Annotated in this window: 16 protein-coding genes and 1 pseudogene; 7 read left to right on the forward strand and 10 right to left on the reverse strand. The window is 63.8% G+C overall.

The window, feature by feature from the left end; genetic code table 11:
* Both V9L18_RS20740 and V9L18_RS20745 read right to left on the reverse strand, forming a co-directional pair.
* Window positions 1-258 (reverse strand): annotated as a pseudogene (locus tag V9L18_RS20740) (amino acid ABC transporter permease); the annotation flags it as partial.
* 45 nt (window positions 259-303) lie between these two features.
* A complete protein-coding gene (locus V9L18_RS20745; RefSeq protein ID WP_337349037.1) occupies window positions 304-1,224 on the reverse strand; it encodes an ABC transporter substrate-binding protein in 921 nt (306 codons plus the stop codon).
* A 360-nt stretch (window positions 1,225-1,584) separates the two neighbouring features.
* Here V9L18_RS20745 and V9L18_RS20750 point away from each other — a divergent pair, with 360 nt between their 5' ends.
* From V9L18_RS20750 to V9L18_RS20780, 7 genes are all read left to right on the forward strand, one after another.
* Window positions 1,585-2,259, forward strand: coding sequence for a haloacid dehalogenase type II (locus V9L18_RS20750; protein ID WP_337349038.1), 675 nt, complete (start codon window positions 1,585-1,587; stop codon window positions 2,257-2,259).
* 27 nt (window positions 2,260-2,286) lie between these two features.
* Complete coding sequence (locus V9L18_RS20755) at window positions 2,287-3,564, forward strand: NAD(P)/FAD-dependent oxidoreductase (RefSeq protein WP_337349039.1); 1,278 nt, start codon at window positions 2,287-2,289, stop codon at window positions 3,562-3,564.
* Between the two features lie 143 nt (window positions 3,565-3,707).
* Entirely contained in the window at window positions 3,708-5,126 is a 1,419-nt protein-coding gene (locus V9L18_RS20760; RefSeq protein WP_337349040.1) for an aldehyde dehydrogenase family protein, read from the forward strand.
* Window positions 5,123-6,220 carry a tartrate dehydrogenase gene (locus V9L18_RS20765; RefSeq protein WP_337349041.1) on the forward strand — a complete coding sequence of 366 codons (1,098 nt, stop codon included), beginning with the start codon at window positions 5,123-5,125 and terminating at the stop codon, window positions 6,218-6,220. Before V9L18_RS20760 ends, V9L18_RS20765 begins: the two co-directional genes overlap by 4 nt.
* A complete protein-coding gene (locus V9L18_RS20770; RefSeq protein WP_337349042.1) occupies window positions 6,217-7,218 on the forward strand; it encodes a D-2-hydroxyacid dehydrogenase in 1,002 nt (333 codons plus the stop codon). The genes V9L18_RS20765 and V9L18_RS20770 overlap by 4 nt, the downstream gene beginning before the upstream one ends.
* A gap of 11 nt (window positions 7,219-7,229) precedes the next feature.
* Window positions 7,230-7,496, forward strand: coding sequence for a hypothetical protein (locus V9L18_RS20775; protein ID WP_337349067.1), 267 nt, complete (start codon window positions 7,230-7,232; stop codon window positions 7,494-7,496).
* Window positions 7,497-7,504: 8 nt separating this feature from the next.
* Complete coding sequence (locus V9L18_RS20780; protein ID WP_376047865.1) at window positions 7,505-8,548, forward strand: NAD(P)-dependent alcohol dehydrogenase; 1,044 nt, start codon at window positions 7,505-7,507, stop codon at window positions 8,546-8,548.
* 401 nt (window positions 8,549-8,949) lie between these two features.
* Here V9L18_RS20780 and bcp (V9L18_RS20785) read toward each other — a convergent pair whose 3' ends face one another.
* The 8 genes from bcp (V9L18_RS20785) to V9L18_RS20820 all read right to left on the reverse strand — a co-directional run bounded on the left by bcp (V9L18_RS20785) (window position 8,950) and on the right by V9L18_RS20820 (window position 17,221).
* A complete protein-coding gene (bcp, locus tag V9L18_RS20785; RefSeq protein WP_337349043.1) occupies window positions 8,950-9,429 on the reverse strand; it encodes a thioredoxin-dependent thiol peroxidase in 480 nt (159 codons plus the stop codon).
* Window positions 9,430-9,670: 241 nt separating this feature from the next.
* Entirely contained in the window at window positions 9,671-10,198 is a 528-nt protein-coding gene (gene bcp / locus V9L18_RS20790) for a thioredoxin-dependent thiol peroxidase (RefSeq protein ID WP_337349044.1), read from the reverse strand.
* 19 nt (window positions 10,199-10,217) lie between these two features.
* The gene (locus V9L18_RS20795; protein ID WP_337349045.1) at window positions 10,218-10,970 is read right to left on the reverse strand and encodes a winged helix-turn-helix domain-containing protein; all 753 of its coding nucleotides are present in this window, start codon (window positions 10,968-10,970) and stop codon (window positions 10,218-10,220) included.
* A gap of 11 nt (window positions 10,971-10,981) precedes the next feature.
* On the reverse strand, window positions 10,982-12,325 hold the full coding sequence (gene allB, locus V9L18_RS20800; protein ID WP_337349046.1) for an allantoinase AllB: 1,344 nt from the start codon (window positions 12,323-12,325) through the stop codon (window positions 10,982-10,984).
* Complete coding sequence (locus tag V9L18_RS20805; RefSeq protein ID WP_337349047.1) at window positions 12,318-13,514, reverse strand: glycerate kinase; 1,197 nt, start codon at window positions 13,512-13,514, stop codon at window positions 12,318-12,320. Before V9L18_RS20805 ends, allB begins: the two co-directional genes overlap by 8 nt.
* Window position 13,515: 1 nt before the next feature.
* On the reverse strand, window positions 13,516-15,306 hold the full coding sequence (gene gcl / locus V9L18_RS20810; protein ID WP_337349048.1) for a glyoxylate carboligase: 1,791 nt from the start codon (window positions 15,304-15,306) through the stop codon (window positions 13,516-13,518).
* A 129-nt stretch (window positions 15,307-15,435) separates the two neighbouring features.
* The gene (locus V9L18_RS20815; protein WP_337349049.1) at window positions 15,436-16,314 is read right to left on the reverse strand and encodes a 2-hydroxy-3-oxopropionate reductase; all 879 of its coding nucleotides are present in this window, start codon (window positions 16,312-16,314) and stop codon (window positions 15,436-15,438) included.
* Between the two features lie 106 nt (window positions 16,315-16,420).
* Window positions 16,421-17,221, reverse strand: coding sequence for a hydroxypyruvate isomerase family protein (locus tag V9L18_RS20820; RefSeq protein WP_337349050.1), 801 nt, complete (start codon window positions 17,219-17,221; stop codon window positions 16,421-16,423).
* Window positions 17,222-18,476: the final 1,255 nt, after the last annotated feature.

Raw genomic sequence — 18,476 nt, forward strand, 5'->3', positions numbered from 1 at the left:
GCGCATGATCGCCAGGCCCAGCCCCAGGAGCGTTCCCAGGGTCATGCTGGCCACCGTGAGGAAGATCGTGAGCATCAGCCCCCGGAGGATCGATTCATGCGTGAAGTACTGGGCAACCACGCCCCACTTGAAGTTGGGGTTAGTGAGGACGGAGGTGAGGATCCCGATGCCGAGGAGAATGCTGAGGATCCATCCCGCGTACTCGGAGCGGGTCCGAAGCCGAATCCGCGGCTTCAAGGCTGCATCAATGCTACTCATCGTTGCTTTGCTTCCTTTAGTAGCTGTGACCATGGTGGCCTCCCGCTAGTTCAGCTTGGCGTCGGTGATGGCTCCGGATTCCAGGCCCCAAGTCTCCAGGGACTTCTTGTATTCCGGGGTCTCAAGGACGGACTGGATCGCTGCCTGCATGGCCGGGGTCAGCGGGGAGTCCTTCTTCAGGCCGACGGCGGTCACATCGCTGTTGCCGACGTTGACCCGGCCGATGAGGGTGAAGGAGTCCGGCTGCTGCTTCTGGGCCCATCCGAGCGACGTGGTGTCGTAGAGTACGCCGTCGATCCGCTTGGAGTGCAGCTGGGTCAGTGCCTCCTGGACGTTGGGCAGGGTCACGGCGTTGATCGCCGGCTGGCCCTTGGAGGTGCAGGTCTGCTCGCTCAGGGCCGGAAGGCGCTTGAGCTGGCCGGTGGAGCCCTGGGTGACGGCGATGTTCTTCCCGCACAGGGTTTCAACGGTGAGGTTCAGAGGGTTCCCGGCGGCTGCTGCCACGGAGTTTCCAGCCTGGAAGTAGTCGATCATGTCCAGGACCTTGAGCCGCTCTTCGGTCTTGGACATGGTCGTGGCCGTGAAGTCGAACCGGCCGCCGTCCAGGCCCGGGACGATCGTGTCGAACTTCGTGTCCACGAACTTCAGCTTCAGGTCAAGCTTTTTGGCAATGAGCCGTGCCACGTCCGGGTTCAGGCCGATCGGGGTGGTGTTGTCCTCCGCGAGGAACGTCGTCGGCGGGTAGTGCAGGTCCATCGCGACCGTCAGTTCGCCCTTGTCCTTGTAGGACTGCGGCAAAAGTGCCACAGCAGCAGCATCAGGCTGGACGCCCTCCGAAATATCGGTGGTGTTGTTGGTCTTTGAGTCAGATCCCGGAGCGCTGGTGGCCGCGCCGCCACAGGCACTCAGGGCGAATACAACAGCGAGCCCTGCGGCTGCCGTCTGGATTTTGTTGATGGTCTTCATGGTGCTTCCCTTCGAATGGTTTCAGCTGAAGTCGCTCTGCTGAGATGGGGGGCAGGCTTTGGTGTTGCTCCGAGCGGGTTGTGATCAGGATCTCGTTCCGCATCTACAGCAATGCAACCGGTCAGATCGCAGATTGTCAACAATTGACGATAAATAAATCGAGTATTTTTTACTGGCGCCTTGTTGCGAAGGAATCGCACTAAGAAACTGTTGACAATCTACAATCATCGGATCTACAGTCGAGAAAGAGCGGGAATAGAGCCTTTTGGCGAACCCAGGAACCCGCTGGCGCAGACCACAGGAAGGCGGCAGGCCACACATCCGGGCCTCCCGTTCAAGACGCAACAGAACGGACGAATCATGGCAGCTACGAACAACCGGCCGAAGTACATCTCCTTTGATGTCTACGGCACGCTCATCAACTTCGACATCGATCCCACCACCCGCCGCCTGCTTGATGGCCGCATCTCAGAAGAGCAGTGGCCAACCTTCAAGAAGCAGTTCCGTGGATACCGGTTCGACGAGGTCCTTGGCGATTACAAGCCTTACGAGGCGATCCTTCAGGATTCCTTTGACCGCGTGTGCAAGCGCTGGGGCATTGGCCCGACCCCTGGTGCCGGCGCAGAATTCGCAGAAGCTGTACGCGGCTGGGTTGCGCACGAAGACGTGCCGGCTCCGCTAAAGCTCATGGGCGATAACTACCAGCTGGTGGCGCTGTCCAACGCGGACACCAGCTTCCTGGACATCAGCATCCCCAAGCTCGGGGCCGACTTCCACGCCGTGTTCACCGCCGAGCAGGCCCAGGCCTACAAGCCGCGCTACCAGGCCTTCGAATACATGCTGGACACCCTCAATGCCAAGCCGGAGGACTTCCTGCACGTCTCCTCACACACGCGGTATGACATGCACCCGATGCACGACATGGGCTTCCGGAACCTCTGGATGCTCGACCGTGGCTATGACCCCATTGGCGAGGGCTACGACCTCACCACTGCTAAGTCCCTGGACGAGATCAACAAGCACCTCGGTCTCTAAACCGATTTCGAGGCGAAAGGTCAAACCGTGAAACTCATTCCTTACTGGCTGGACACAGCCCAAGCATCCGGAGACTACCGGCAGACTCCGGTACCGGAAAATGTCGATGTGGCAATCATCGGCGCTGGATTTACGGGGCTGTCCGCGGCCCTGGAATTTGCCAAGCAAGGTGCCACCGTTGCCGTTTTCGAAACCCACACCGTGGGGTGGGGCGCATCCGGCCGCAACGGGGGAATGGCGACAACCGGGTTGGCTATCAGCTTCAGCACCGCGGTCAAGCGCTACGGCGCCACCCGTGCCGTGGAGATGTTCCAGGAATACAACGATGCCATCGACACCATCGAGAAGCTGGTGCATGACAATGGCATCGACTGTGATTACAACCGGTTTGGAAAGCTCTCGCTGGCCTTCCACAAGTCCCACTATGAGGGCTTCCTGAAGTCGCAGGAGAAGCTGGCCAACCTGGCGGACCATCACGTCACCGTGATCCCGAAGTCCGAGATCCACAGCGAAATCGGCACGGACTTCTACCAGGGCGCGATGGTTGACCCGCTGGGAGCGGGTCTGCACGTGGGCAAGTTCGTGCATGGCCTGGCTGGGGTCGCCGTTGCCGCCGGAGCGGATATCTGCGAGAACGCGGCAGTAACCGAGCTGAAAAAGGTCTCGGGCACCGTGCATGACGTGCACACCACCCGGGGCATCACCAGGGCCAAGCAGGTCCTGGTGGCCACCAGCGGTTACACCGGCAACATCACGCCATGGATGCAGCGCCGGGTCATTCCGGTGGGCAGCTTCATCATTGTCACTGACCCGCTGCCCGAAGACGTGGTCAACCGGATCCTGCCCAACCGCCGTCAGGCCTCGGACAGCAAGATGCTGACTTACTACTTCCGGATTACCCCGGACAACAGGCTTCTCTTCGGCGGCCGGGCCCGTTTTGCGCTGTCCAGCCCCGACTCGGACGTCAAGAGCGCCGAAATCCTGCGCAAGGCCATGCTCGAACTCTTCCCCTACCTCTCCAACGCCAAGGTGGACTACATCTGGGGTGGCCTGGTGGACCTTTCCATGGACCAGATGGTCCACGCCGGCGTCCACGACGGACTCTACTACTCCCTCTGCTACAGCGGACACGGTGTGCAGATGGCCGCCCACATGGGCAAGAGGATGGCCCACTACATGGCCGGGGACAAGTCCGCCAACGTTTGGGAAGACCTGAAGAATCCGCCCGTGCCGGGCCACTTCGGTCCACCTTGGTTCCTGCCCTTCATCGGTGCAGCGGCAAAAATCATCGACCGGGTCAAATAGGCAGGGTAAGGGTTCCTATGCTTTCATCAACGACCGCGCCTCAAGCGCGCCCAAAAACAGCTGAGGAAACAGGGTATGGCCGCGTCAACGTGGCCAACCTTCCTGGCGGTGCCTTTTTCGAAGGCCAGTGGCAAACCACTGATATGACCATGGAAACACGGGATCCCGAAGATGGCATCCTGCTTGGCCGGGTCTGCATTTCAACACCGCAGGACGTGCGGCGCGCGATCGCGCACATCTACCGCCACCTCCAGACTGACGAATGGCCGCTCCGTTCACGCCGCGTGGCGCTGGAGAATGCGGTGCAGCTTCTGGGCGAGCAGTCCGAGCGGTTCTCGAAGATCATTGCGGCGGAAAGCAGCAAGACGATCGTCGAGGCGGAGCGTGAGGTGCGGCGTTGCATGGAAACCCTCCGGCTTTCCGCCGCCGCTTCGACCGAGCTCACCGGGGAAACGCTGGGCTTTGATGACAGCTTGGCCGGGGGAAACAAGATCGGCTGGTACAGCCGAAAGCCGGTGGGGATCGTTGCGGCGATCACCCCTTTCAATGATCCGCTGAACCTGGTTGCACACAAACTGGGCCCGGCCCTCATTGGAGGCAACGGCGTCGTGCTTAAGCCATCGGGCCGCACCCCGCTGTCCGGGCTGGCACTGGTCGAGCTGCTGCTTGAAGCGGGTGTTCCGTCGGGCCGTATTGCGGCGATCGTTTCCGGTCCGGGCGTTTCTGAAGCGCTGGTGACGGATCCGCAGGTGGATCTGATCTCCTTCACCGGTGGTCCCCGGACTGCGGACCGCATTGCCGCCGCCGCAGGCGCCAAGAAGATCATCTCGGAACTCGGCGGCAACAATGCCACGATTGTCTGCCCGGATGCTGACGCCGCCCACGCAGCCAAGGCGATTGTGGCCGGAGCGTTCGGCGTTGCAGGCCAGAACTGCTTGTCCGTGCAGCGCGTCTACGTACATATCTCGCTGTTCGAGCAGGTCCTCCAACTTGTCATCGACGGTACCAAGGCGCTCAGGACCGGGTCGAAGCTCGACCGGAACACCGACGTCGGTCCTCTTATTTCAGAGGATGAGGCCCGTCGGGTCGAGGAATGGGTGGAGGAGGCAAGGGCTGCCGGGGCCACTGTACAAACCGGAGGCAAACGAAGGAGCGCCTACTACGAACCCACGGTCCTGACCGATGTACCTTCGAAATGCCGGGTGATCCGGGAGGAAGTGTTCGGGCCAGTGGTCAGCATCATGCCGTTCATTGAAGCCCAGGACGCCATTTATGCAGCGAACAATTCCGAATTCGGTCTCCAGGCGGGCGTCTTCACCCAATCCATCGACCTTGCGATGGCCATCGCCGACCGGTTGCACGTCGGCGCCGTGGTCATCAATGAGACCAGCGACGTCCGTATTGATTCAATGCCGTTCGGCGGATTCAAGAAGTCAGGCGTAGGGCGCGAAGGCGTCAAGTACGCCGTCCTGGAGATGACTGAACCCAAGAGCACCATCATCAACCTCGGAGAGCCGGCCCGCCGGCAACAACCGGGCTGGCTGACAGAACGGACGCCATGAGCAGGCACAGCATCGCAGTAATTGCCGGTGATGGCATCGGGAATGAAGTTGTTCCCGCCGCCATCGAATGCCTCGAGCGGATCGCAGCGGTCCATTCCCTGAACCTGGAGTTTACGTACTTCGAGTGGGGATCTGACTACTACGGCCGCCACGGACGGATGATGCCCGTTGACGGACTCGAACAACTCGCCAAACATGACGCCATCTTCCTCGGCGCTGTCGGTTCACCGGACGTCTCCGATGCTGAGTCCCTCTGGGGGTTGCTCATCCCCATCCGCCGTGAATTCCAGCAGTACATCAACCTGCGTCCGGTCAAAACGCTCGACGGCGTCGCATCACCTCTTGCGGCCAAGCATCCGATCGACCTGCTCATCGTCCGGGAAAACAACGAAGGCGAGTATTCGGAGGTCGGCGGCCGGATGTACCGCGGGTTGCCGCACGAGAGCGCGGTGCAGGAGAGTGTGTTTACCCGGCTGGGAGTTTCGCGGGCAGCACATTTCGCATCGGTTTTGGCGGCATCCCGCCGTGGGCACCTGACGTCCGCCACCAAGAGCAACGGCATTGTCCACACCATGCCCTTCTGGGATGAGATCGTCGAGGAGACGGTGCGTGAATATCCCGGCGTGACCCTGACCAGCGAACTGGTGGATGCCCTGGCCGCGCACCTGGTCCTGAAGCCCTGGACCTTCGACGTCATTGTGGCGTCCAACCTCTTCGGCGACATCCTCTCGGACCTGGGCAGCTCGGTGACGGGCTCCATCGGCCTGGCTCCCAGCGCTAACCTGAACCCTGAGGGCAACTTCCCGTCCCTCTTCGAACCGGTCCACGGTTCCGCCCCGGACATCGCCGGCAAGGGCCTGGCAAACCCGGTAGGCCAGATCTGGTCCGGTGCAATGATGCTGGAGCACCTCGGCCACCCAGAAGCGGCAGCCCACCTCCAAGCCGCATTTGAGGCGGCGCTCCGGGACGGCTTCGGCACCCGGGACGTCGGCGGAACGTCGTCGACGTCGGAATTCACAGCCGCCGTCGTCACCTCCATCGATGCTCTGTCCGCCCACTACACGCTCAGCTCCGGCCGAGTGGCGGCGTCATGACAGGTGCTGCAGGAGGCGGGCGGCCTGTGGTCGCAGCGCTTTACCGGGAGGCGCTGCCGCCCCGGCTTTCCGAGATCGAGGAGCTGGCCGAAGTCAGGCTGACTAAGGCAGACGGCCTGGCGACGGCGATGGACGGCGCAGACGTTCTGTACCAGTGGCACTCCTTCTCGCCGGCATTGCGGGAGAACTGGGGTGCGGCCGCGTCGTTGAAGTGGATCCATGTGTCGGCGGCCGGTGTGAGCCAGTTGCTTTTTGACGAGCTGATCAGCAGTGACGTGACCTACACCAACTCACGCGGCGTCCTCAGCACGGCCATCGCTGAGTTTGCCCTCGGTTTCGTGCTGGACATGGCCAAGGACACGCAGCGTTCATATAGGCTGCAGCAGCAACAACGCTGGCAGCATCGCGTTACCCGCAAGATCCAGGGCCAACGCGCTCTGGTGGTGGGCACCGGATCCATCGGACGTGAAATCGGCAGACTCTTCCGCGCCGTCGGAATGAAAACGGACGGTGCCGGCCGGACAGCCCGTCCCGGGGATGCCGATTTTGGCCGGATCCATGCCTCCGGCGAATTGGCTGGGATCGTTCATGACTACGATTACGTCGTCCTCGCGGCCCCGTTGACGGCTGAAACCAAGGGACTGGTTGGCGTCGAAGTCCTTACGGCGATGAAGTCATCTGCCCGGCTGATCAACGTAGGACGCGGTGAACTGGTCGATACAGCCGCGCTCACTGAGGCGCTGACCTCGGGTTCCATTGCAGGTGCGGCCCTGGACGTGGTCCACCCGGAACCCCTGCCCGAAGGACACGCTCTCTGGGACATGGACAACGTCATCATTACCCCTCACATGAGCGGTGACACCGAAGACTACCTCGAGGACCTCGGCAAGCTTTTTGTGGAAAACCTGAAACTGTACTGCAACGGCAAACCGCTGCAAAACGTCGTTGATAAGTCCCTAGGATTCGTTTCGACTCCTGAGCCCTCGCTCACCCGGTAAGGAATACCGCTATGACCACGTCAACGACGACGACACTCACCCAGATCAGCCACTTCATCAACGGTGCCGAGACTGTCGGCGAGGGCGATCGCACGCAGCCGGTTTTTAACCCGGCCACGGGCGCTGTGTCCGGGGAGTTGCGGCTGGCGACGGTCTGGTGGTTCCGCCCTAGCCGGGCGGACCTGGACGCCCGAACCCACCCACGCCTCCGGCGCCTCCTACAACTTCCCCTCCAACTAGTCCCCACCGTGGGCCCACGCAAGCCTCCGCGAGATTGAGGAAAGCATTGACCACAATTGCTAAGGCCTATGTGGCAACGTCAGCCACCGAGCCTCTTCAGCCAGGCATCATTGAACGGCGTGATCCCGGCGAGTCCGAAGTGCGGATCGCGATCAAATTCGTAGGGATCTGCCACTCCGATATCCACACGGCGAGGGGCGACTGGGCAGGGGTCAAGTATCCGGTGGTCGTTGGCCATGAGATTTCCGGTGTCGTCGAAGCAGTGGGAGCCAGGGTGAAGCGCTATGCGGTGGGCGACCGCGTAGGCGTGGGCTGTTTCGTGGACTCATGCCGCAAATGCGTCAACTGCCAGGCAGGGGAGGAACAGCATTGCCTCGCGGGATCGATCAGTACCTACAACTCGATCGGCCGGGACGGGCTGCCGACTGCAGGCGGCTACAGCACCAGCATCGTGGTGGATGAGAGCTACGTCCTGGGGATTCCTGTCGGCATTTCGCTTCAGGCGGCTGCGCCGCTGCTGTGCGCGGGCATCACCATGTACTCGCCGCTGCGCAGTTGGGGCGCCGGGCCGGGAAAGCGCGTGGCCATCATCGGCATGGGCGGGCTCGGGCACATGGGCGTCAAGATTGCTGCCGCCCTGGGCGCTGAGGTTACGGTGCTCAGCCAGTCACTGAAGAAGATGGAAGACGCGCTCAGCCTGGGAGCGGAGGGTTACTATGCCACGTCCGACCCCGCTACCTTCGAGGTCTTGAGGGGGCGGTTCGATCTGATCATCAATACGGTTTCGGCCGATATCGACGTCGATGAGTACCTTTCGCTGCTTGCCGTAGGCGGAACGATGGTCATGGTGGGGTTGCCCGCCAAGCCCCTCGGCTTACGTACCTGGTCCCTGGCCGGATTTCGACGCAACCTTGCCGGATCCAAAATGGGCGGCATCCGGCAGACCCAGGAAATGCTCGACTTCTGCGCCGCGCATGGACTGGGAGCGGAGGTCGAGGTCATCCGGGCGAGCGGGATCAACGACGCCTTTGACCGGGTCCTTGCCAGTGATGTCCGATACCGGTTTGTCATCGACGCCGGAACGTTCTGAAGGAAGGAAAACCATGAAAAATCGAACCTTGCTTGAATTGCGTGCCAACAGCAGCCGGGAGGCTTCCGTGACCGGTCATCACTGCCCGCAGACAGGCTGGTGGTCTGCGGAAGAAGACTCCGGGCACAGATTCATTGCACGCGGAGACGTGATGCCCGCGCTGAATGGCCTGCCCACACGCTGGAGATTGTCCGACGAGGGAAACACCTCCGCATGACCTGGGACGCCTGACCGTTATGGGCCTCCCCATGCAGTGGTCTTCGCTACCCAGCCGATGGCGTTCGCGGTCCGGGAGCCACTCGCGGGCTTCAGCGCCAAACGCCGAAAGCCCCCGCAGGATCTGCGAGAGCTTTCGGTGAAAAGGTGCAGGATCTGCGCGAGCGTTCCTGGCGGCGGAAGGGCTAGACGCCCAGGGCTTCCTTCAGCGCAGCCACGTGGCCGTCGGCCTTCACCTGGTACTGCGCCAGGGTGACCTTGCCCTCGGGGTCCAGGACCACGGTGGAACGGACGATGCCTTCAGTGATTTCGCCGTTGACCAGCTTTTCGCCCCAGGCGCCGTAAGCCAAGGCAACAGCGTGGTCCTCGTCCGAGAGCAGCGGGAAGGTCAGGGCGAAATCGCCGGTGAAGCCGGCCAGGGCCTCTGGGGCGTCGGGGGAGATCCCGATGACCTCGTAGCCTTTGCCCTGAAGGGAGGCGAGGCTGTCTCGGAAGTCGCAGGCCTCGGTGGTGCAGCCGGGGGTGGCTGCCTTGGGGTAGAAGTAGACGATGACGTTCTTGCCTCGGTAATCGGCGAGGGCAGTCTGGCGGCCCTTGGCGTCCTGGAGGGTGAAGTCAGGGGCCTGCGTACCGGGCTGAAGCTTGGTGGTCAGGGTGTGGCTCATGGCATTCCTTTGGCAGACTCTGTCAATTACAGGCAAACAACAAGTGAAGCGGCTTTCCCGCACAAGGAACAACTCCGGCGTCACATGCTGTATTCCGCTGGCCAGACCGGTGACCGCCGTGTAGCGCCTAGACGGGCCGGGCCGACGCCGTCGTTGGCCCACCAAAAGCCTGCCCGGCGTGACAAGCAGGAGATGCCAGCGTTGGGCGCTTTCCTTGTAGGTAGTGAGAGAGCGTTGGGTGCTAGAGTCCCAGCTCGTCGCGGAGCGCGGCGACGTGACCCTGCGCGTCCACATGGTAGCGGGCCAGCACCACAGCGCCCGCAGCATCAATAACCACGGTAGAGCGCAGCACACCCTCCGTAATTTCACCGTTGAGGACCTTCTCGCCCCAGGCGCCGAAGGCCAGTGCGACGGCGCTGTCCTGGTCCGAGAGTAACGGGAAGTTCAGCGCGAAGTCCCCGGTGAATTCGGCCAGCGCTGCCGGGCTGTCCGGCGAAATGCCGATGACCTCGTAGCCGGAGCCCTGCAGTGAGGCCAGGTTGTCGCGGAAGTCGCAGGCCTCGGTGGTGCAACCAGGGGTGGCAGCCTTGGGGTAGAAGTAGACGATCACGTTTCTCCCACGGTAGTCCGCAAGGGACACGGCCCGTCCGGCGGCATCTGGCAAGGTGAAGTCCGGGGCCGGGGCACCGGGCTGTAGCCGGCCGGTGAGGGCAGTGCCGGGGTGTGCTGGATGGGTGACGGCCGTGGTGGCCTGGTCGATCACGGTCATGGTGCTCCTTGGATTGGTCTCAGATGGAGTATTCGGCCGGGCCGCGGACGGTGGCGCAAGCGCCGGGGACGAACTGGTACCCGCCGCCCCGGACCGTGGCCACTGCGTGCCGGGCGTTGCCCAGCTTCCGGCGCACGCGCCCCACATACACATCGATGGAGCGGGCCGACGCCCCGGGACTTTCAAACGATTCGAGGAAGTGCTGCAACTCCTCACGTCCAATGGCGCGGGAACAGTTCTCCACAAGGTAGCGGAGGACCTTGAATTCCACGCCCGTGAGGTTCACCGGACGGCCGTCCAGCAGTACCTGGTCCGTGGCGAGGTCAACAGCCACGCGGCTGACCGGTCCCACCGCAGGTGGAAGGCCAACCGCAGGAAGGCCAGCAGGGGCAGGGAAGGAGGCGCCGTCGTCGTCCGTGTGCGGGGAGTCCTCCGAGATGGACGACGACGGCGCGGGAGTGCCGCCGTCGGGTCCGGCCGGTGCCCCCTCCCCAGGGAGCGTTCTGGCCGGAGAAGTCCCGACGGCGGACGTGGCAGCCCCGGCGGCAGGCCAGTGGACTTCCGCCTCCGGAGCAAACTTCAGGGCACGCTCCAGCAGCAGCCGGGCGGCGCGGGCAAGGACGTCGGGGTCGATCGTCGTCCCCGGTTCCGGGCTGACCCAGACGGCTAGGCCCCTCGCAGCCAGCGCGGACTGGCCGCGGCCCGAGGGCGGATCGGCCTGGAGGGCCGGCCGCCCACATATGCCCCGAGGGGAATGTACCTGGACAGCCATGGATGCGGGCCTCAGACCCCGCCGCGGCGGATCAGCTTGCCCGTGGGTGTCTGGCCGTCCACAACGGTCCCCCGGAGGAAGGTCCTGCGGACCACGCCGGAGAGCGCCTTGCCGTCGTACGGAGTGATGGGGTTCTTGTGCTTGAGCTTGGAGACGTCCACCACGAAGGCCTCGTCCGGGGCGAAGACGGCGAAGTCGGCGTCATACCCAAGGGCGAGCTGGCCCTTGTTGGAGAGGCGGGCCAGGGCGGCCGGCTTCTCGGCCATCCAGGACACCACCTGCTCCAGCGGGATGCCGCGGTGCCGGGCTTCTGTCCAGATCAGGGACAGCCCCAGCTGCAGCGACGAAACGCCGCCCCAGGCCACGGCGAAGTCCCCGTTTTCGAGGTCCTTCAGGTCAAGGGTGGAGGGGGAATGGTCCGAGACGATGCAGTCGATGGTGCCGTCCTGCAGGCCCTTCCAGAGCAGCTCGCGATTGGACGCCTCGCGGATGGGCGGGCAGCACTTGTACGCGGTGGCTCCGTTGGGGATCTCCTCGGCCATCAGCGTCAGGTAGTGCGGGCAGGTCTCCACGGTGAGGTGGACGCCGTCGCGTTTTGCCGAAGCGATCATGGGCAGCGCGTCCGATGACGAGAGGTGCAGGATATGCGCGCGGGCGCCGGTCCAGCGGGTCCGCTCGATGACCTCGGCGATGGCCTTATTCTCGGCGCCGCGCGGGCGGGAGGCCAGGAAGGTGGAGTACTGGTCGCCGCCGGGGTGGGGCGCGTGGTCGATCGCGTGGGAGTCTTCGGCGTGCACGATCATCAGCGAGTCGAAGGACTTGAGCTCGGCCATGTCCTCCTCCATCTCGTCAGCATCCAGGTGCGGGAATTCGTCCACGCCGGAGTGAAGCAGGAAGCACTTGAACCCGAACACGCCCTCGTCGTGCAGCGGGCGGAGGTCAGCCTTGTTGCCGGGGATGGCGCCGCCCCAGAACCCGACGTCCACGAACGCCTGGTCCTCCGCCACCTCGCGCTTGAGCTTGAGGCCGTCCACGTTGGTGGTGGGCGGGATGGAGTTCAGCGGCATGTCGATGATGGTGGTGACGCCGCCCGCAGCGGCTGCCCGGGTGGCGGACGCGAAGCCCTCCCACTCGGTGCGGCCGGGCTCGTTGACGTGGACGTGGGTGTCCACCAGGCCGGGGAGCAGGATCTCGTCGTCGGCCAGTTCCACAACTTCGGCGCCCGCGAGGCCGTTGCCGAGCGGTTCGATCGCAACGATTTTGCCGCCGCGCACGCCCACCTCGCGAGGCGCGATGCCGGCGGTGGTCAGGATGCGCTGCCCACGGATGACCAGGTCAAAGCGTTCTTCAGACATTCAGGGGCTCCTTTGTGCCGATGCCATCCGCAGGGGCCGGGTTGGCCAGCTCCTCGAGGATGTTCTTTCCCAATTGTTCAAGCAGGGACCCTGCTTCAGCTATACATATATCTACCTTGGGTTCCAGGGCGGTCAGTGGGTAGACCTGCCGGAAACCAGAATCCTGCTGCTGGTCCGGAGAAAGCGTGGTGCGCCCGCAGACGGCCACCACCGGAACCCCGGCAGCGGCTGCGGCCCGGGCCACGCCCATGGGCGTCTTGCCCAGCAGGCTTTGTTCGTCCAGGCTGCCTTCGCCGGTGATCACCAGGTCTGCCCCCGCTATGCGGTGGGCCAGCTGGGTGAATTCAAGGACGACGTCGATGCCCGGCCGGCGCGAAGCCGCGAGGACCGCGATAGCCGCGTAGCCCACACCGCCGGCTGCCCCGGCGCCGGGTGCTTCCGCCGCGCGCTCGGCGCGGAATCCGATTTCCCTGGCCAGGACTTGGACAAACCTGGCCAGGGCGGTGTCGAGCAGTTCGACATCCTGGGGTGTGGCGCCCTTTTGCGGGCCGAAAACCGCCGCGGCGCCCTGGGGGCCCAGCAGGGGGTTGTCGACGTCGGACGCCAGCACAAAGCGTGTTTCCACCAAGCGCGGTTCAAACCCGGTGAAGTCGATGCGGTGCAGGTTGGCCAGCGCGGCACCGCCGGCGGGCAGTTCGTTGCCCGTGGCGTCCAGGAACCTGGCGCCGAGTCCCTGCAGGAGCCCGGCACCGCCGTCGGTATTCGCGCTGCCCCCGACGCCCAGCACGATTCTGCGGCAACCGGCGTCCAGCGCTGCGCGGATCAGCTGGCCGGTGCCCAGGCTGGTAGCCGTGGTGGCACTGGCTGAATCCGGCTGCCCGCCGCTTGCCACTTGCGGCACGAGGGCCAGGCCCGAGGCCGCTGCCATTTCGATGACGGCCTCGTGGCCGCGGACGGCAAAGTCCGCCTCGACCGGCTGGCCGGTGGGGCCGCTGACCGTGGCACTCTGGCGGGTGAAGCCGGAGCCGACGGCGGCATCGAGAGTGCCTTCGCCGCCGTCGGCCACGGGAATCCGGAGGATATCCAGGTTATTGCCGGCGGCCGCCTGCAGGCCCCTTTCCAGGTACCTGCAGACGTCCGGAGCCGACAACGATCCCTTGAACTTGTCCGGCGCGATCACGATCCGCATGTTAGGCCTGCAGCGCCAGGATGGCGGTGGGGGCGTCCGCAGCGGACTCGGCCAGTTCCTCGAACTCGTTCACGGCGTTGATTTCCACGCCCATGGAGATGTTGGTGATCTTTTCCAGGATCACTTCCACCACCACGGGCACCTGGAACTCGCCCATGAGGGCCTTGGCCTTGTCGAACGCGGCAGCGAGGTCGTTGGGGTCCTCCACCCTGACGGCCTTGCAGCCCAGGCCTTCGGCCACCTTGAGGTGGTCCACGCCGTACCCGCGTGCGTTTTCGGACAAGTCCGCGCTGTTGACGTTATCGAACGCCAGGGACACGTTCTGCTCCATGTTGAAACCGCGCTGCGACTGCCGGATCAGGCCCAGGTAGGAGTTGTTCACCACCACGTGGATGTACGGCAGGTTGAACTGCGCGCCTACGGCCAGTTCCTCGATCATGAACTGGAAGTCGTAGTCGCCGGACAGGGCAACCACGGTTTCGTCCGGCATGCCGCGAACGACGCCGAGGGCAGCGGGGGCGGTCCAGCCCAGTGGACCTGCCTGGCCGGCGTTGATCCACTTGCGGGGTCCGAAAACGTGCAGCATCTGCGCGCCGGCGATCTGGGACAGGCCGATGGTGGACACATAGATGGTGTCGCGGCCGAAGGACTTGTTCATCTCCTCGTACACCCGCTGCGGCTTGATGGGGATGTTTTCGAAGTGCGTCTTGCGGTGCAGGGATGCCTTGCGCTCGGCGCATTCGGCGACCCAGCTCGAGTAGTCCGGCAGGGAGTTAGCCGCGCGACGCTCGCGGGCGAGGTCGATCAGCCCGGACAGCGCCGCACCGGCGTCGGACGCGATGCCCAGGTCCGGCGAGAACACCCGGCCGATCTGGGTGGGCTCGATGTCGATGTGCACGAACTTGCGGCCTGCCGTGTAGGTGTCGAGGCCGCCGGTGTGGCGGTTGGCCCAGCGGTTGCCGATTCCGATCACGAAGTCGCTGCGCAGGTAGTTCTCGTTGCCGTAGCGGTGCGAGGTCTGCAGGCCCACCATGCCGGCCATCAGCGGGTGGTCATCGGCGATGGAGCCCCAGCCCATCAGGGTGGGAATCACAGGGACGTTCAGGATCTCGGCCAGTTCCACCAGCTGTGCGGACGCACCGGCGTTGATGATGCCGCCGCCGGCCACGATCAGCGGGCGCTCGCCGGCTGTCAGCATGTCCAGGGCCTTTTCCAGCTGCTTGCGGCTGGCCTTGGGCTTTTCGATGGGCAGTGGCTCGTAGGTGTCGATGTCGAATTCGATCTCGGCCAGCTGCACGTCGATGGGCAGGTCCAGCAACACAGGGCCCGGACGGCCGGAGCGCATCAGCTGGAAGGCCTTCTGGAAGGCACCGGGGACCTGGCCGGGCTCCAGTACGGTCATGGCCATCTTGGTGACGGGCTTGGCGATGGACTCGATGTCCACGGCCTGGAAGTCTTCCTTGTGCAGCTTGGCCACGGGGGCCTGGCCGGTGATGCAAAGCATGGGGATGGAGTCGGCCCAGGCGGCGTAAAGCCCGGTGATCATGTCGGTGCCGGCGGGCCCGGAGGTGCCGATACAGATGCCGATGTTGCCGTCCTTGGCCCGGGAGTACCCGTCGGCCATGTGGCTGGCGCCTTCGACGTGGCGGGCCAGGGTGTGGCGGATGCCGCCGTGGGCGCGCATGGCGGAATAGAAGGGATTGATTGCCGCGCCTGGCAGGCCGAACGCCTCGATGGCGCCTTCCTTTTCCAGGATGGCAACCGCTGCATCAACGGTACGCATCTTGCTCATGGTGTGCTCCTTGGGAAACTTTGGGGCCCTTTGGGGCTGTTTTGGGGTGTGCTGGGGGAACCGCCGTCGTAATGTACGACGGCGGGTTTCCCTGCTTATGTCTCTGTTGGCGCCTTAGCGCCGGGGTGCTTACTCGCGGCCGCTGAGTTTGAGGACCTGCTTGAAGAGTCCTGAGTGGTCCAGTCCGCCGTCGCCCTGGTTGACGGTGGCGGCGACGAGTTGTGCGACGACGGCGCCGAGGGGGACGGCGACGTTGGCTTCGCGGGCGGCCGAGGTGACGATGCCGAGGTCCTTGTGGTGGAGGGCGAGGCGGAAGCCGGGGTCGAAGTTGCGGTCCAGCATCTTCTGGCCCTTCTGGTCCAGGACCTTGGAGCCGGCCAGGCCGCCGCCGAGGACCTTGAGGGCGGCGTCGGTGTCCACGCCGTAGGCCTCAAGGAAAGCGATCGCCTCGCCGAGGACCTGGATGTTGACGGCGACGATCAGCTGGTTGGCTGCCTTGACGGTCTGGCCTGAGCCGGAGGGGCCGACGTGGACGATGGTTTTGCCCACGGCATTGAGGACGTCCTGGGCTGCCTCGAAGTCCTCTTTGTCGCCGCCGACCATGATGGACAGGACGGCGTCGATGGCGCCCTGTTCGCCGCCGGACACCGGGGCGTCCAGGGGGCGGAGGCCGGCTTCCCGGGCTTCGTCGGAGAGGCGCTTGGCGACGTCGGGGCGGATGCTGGACGCGTCAATCCACAACGTGCCCTGCTTCGCGTTGGCGAAGACGCCGTCCGGGCCGCTGACCACACCCTCGACATCCGGGGAGTCCGGCACCATGGTGATGACGACGTCGGAGTCCTTCACTGCGTCCGCGATGCTGGTGGCGCCCTTGCCGCCTTCGGAGACGAGTTTGTCGATCTTGTCCTGGCTGCGGTTGAAGCCCGTGACCGTGTGCCCGGCCTTGGTCAGGTTGATGGCCATGGGCAGGCCCATGATTCCGAGTCCGATGACTGCAACGTTGCTCATGATGGTTCTCTTTCTGAAGTCTGTGGGTGACTTACCCAACTAGGTAGCAATAGATGTCGTTTTGAGGGCTCAAAAGAGCATCTGCTGCTACTCAGTTGGGAGGGGGCTACTGGCTGACGCGCTGGCGGATGGCCCAGGCGAAGGCAGTTTCCTGCGGTTCCTTGTATTCGAGGCCGATGTAGCCCCCGTAGCCGAGTTCGCGGCTCCGGGCGATCCATTCCCCGAGGGGAAGCTCACCGGTTCCGGGAGCCCCACGGCCAGGGTTGTCGGCGATCTGGATGTGGCCGAAGTCCTTGGCATGGTTTTCGATGACGGATTCGACGTCGTCCCCGTTGACCGCCAGGTGGTAGAAGTCGGCGAGGAGCTTGACGTTGTCGACGCCGGATTCCGCCTTGACGCGGTCGATGACCTTGAGTGCGTCTGCGGCGGTGAGGAGCGGATACTTGGGTGCGCCGCTGACCGGTTCGAGGAGGACGGTACCGCCGATGCGCGCGACGCCGGCAGCCGCCGTCGCAAGGTTTTCGGCGCCGATGGCGTCCTGCTTCTCAGCCGATTCCCCGTCCACGCGATTGCCGTAGAGGGCGTTGAAGGCCTTGCAGCCGAGGCGCTCGCCGATGCCCGCAACAACGTCGATGTTGTCTTGGAATTCGGTGGAGCGTGCGGGCCAGGAGACCAGGCCACGGTCACCGCCGGGCATGTTCCCGGCGTTGAAATTCAGGCCGGTGAGCTGAACGCCTGCGTCCTTGATGGCGTTCTCAAATTCGGTGACCTGGGCGTCGGTGGGGACGGAGGTTTCGAAGGGCCACCAGAACTCGACGGCGTCAAAACCGGCTGCCTTCGCGGCTGCGGGGCGCTCGAGCAACGGCAGCTCCGTCAGGAGGATGGAGCAGTTCACTGTGTACGTCATCGTGGGTCCTTCCGGGGAGGGCGTTGATCTATCTTCCCGCCGCTTCACTCTTAGCTTAGTTTCCGCTTTGTGGAATTTAGATTCTGCTTTATGAAAAGTTTAGGGAAGGTCGGGGTGGCAGTCAAGGGGGCCGTTGGTTTATAGGGAAGGTCCGAGGCGGCGTGGACGTTTGCCTCATCTGAAAGCTGGCAATGTTCCCTGTCGTGGGGCATCCCTGCGGGAGGGGACTGACGACGGGCGAGCTGAAGCTGTCACGGTGGTCGCAGGAGGTGGAATCGTCATCGTCAGCGGCGGCAAGTTCGTTCCGTCAGCGGCGCGGCGCGGTCTCCGGGCAAGAGGCGTTCCCCTCGTGCCGGATATGATCACCCTTTTAGCTAACGAGGCAGTCTGAAGGTCTGGAAATCGTCTCGGCGACGATTCAAGACGAATCAGCTGGAGCCCCGCCTTCCAGCTGATCTTTCTGATCCTCATAGCCGCGAGCCATCGTTTTCCCGCGACAGCCCGTTAAACGAAGAGACGCCAGGGTCAGGCAAGAATGCAAAATCTGTTCCTGGCATGAACCACCTAACAGGATGCTGTGGACCACTCATTTTGGCCTCAGGCACCACCTAGCTGGTAGGGATCCGTCTATGCTCGGGGTGGGCTGGATGCGCGGGAGCTGCGTCCGGCGGTCATTAGGAGGGGGATGGGCTGTGGCTACGAATGGTGACGCTTTGGCGTGGTGGTCTCAAGGGCGCGCCGGAAGATCACTGCTTGCGAAGATAGCGGGCCTCGAGCCACACCGGTTTAGGTTTGCGTTGCTGGATGGTACCGCTGGCAGCACGCTCATACGGCATGTCCACGAAGCGGCGGATCGATGGATGAAGGGGGCCAGCTCAGTACGTGACGCAACCATTTTCGCTACTGCCTCGGAGTTCGTTAATAGCTATGCACACGGCTTGGACAGCGAGTGGCGGGTGTTTGACGAAATACTTAGGGCTGCTCAGGACTCCCTGACCGGGATTGCACGTGACATTTCTGAGCGGCCAGGCCTTGTGTGGTGGACGGATTCTGTCTCATTCCATCACCAGTTCGCGTATCTTAGGGACGGTTTTCCAGGGGCGCACACGACAGAGGAGGCTATGGAATTTGCGGCGGGGGCTGATCTTGACGGGTCGACGTGGTGGGTGTCTCCGGCTGGTGCCTTGGTTAGCAGCCGTGGACCAATGTTTGGTGCTCCTTGCGTTATCGCCGCAGCGCCGGACGATCACTGGAT

The sequence above is a fragment of the Pseudarthrobacter sp. CCNWLW217 genome (assembly GCF_037203985.1).
GTDB lineage: Bacteria > Actinomycetota > Actinomycetes > Actinomycetales > Micrococcaceae > Arthrobacter.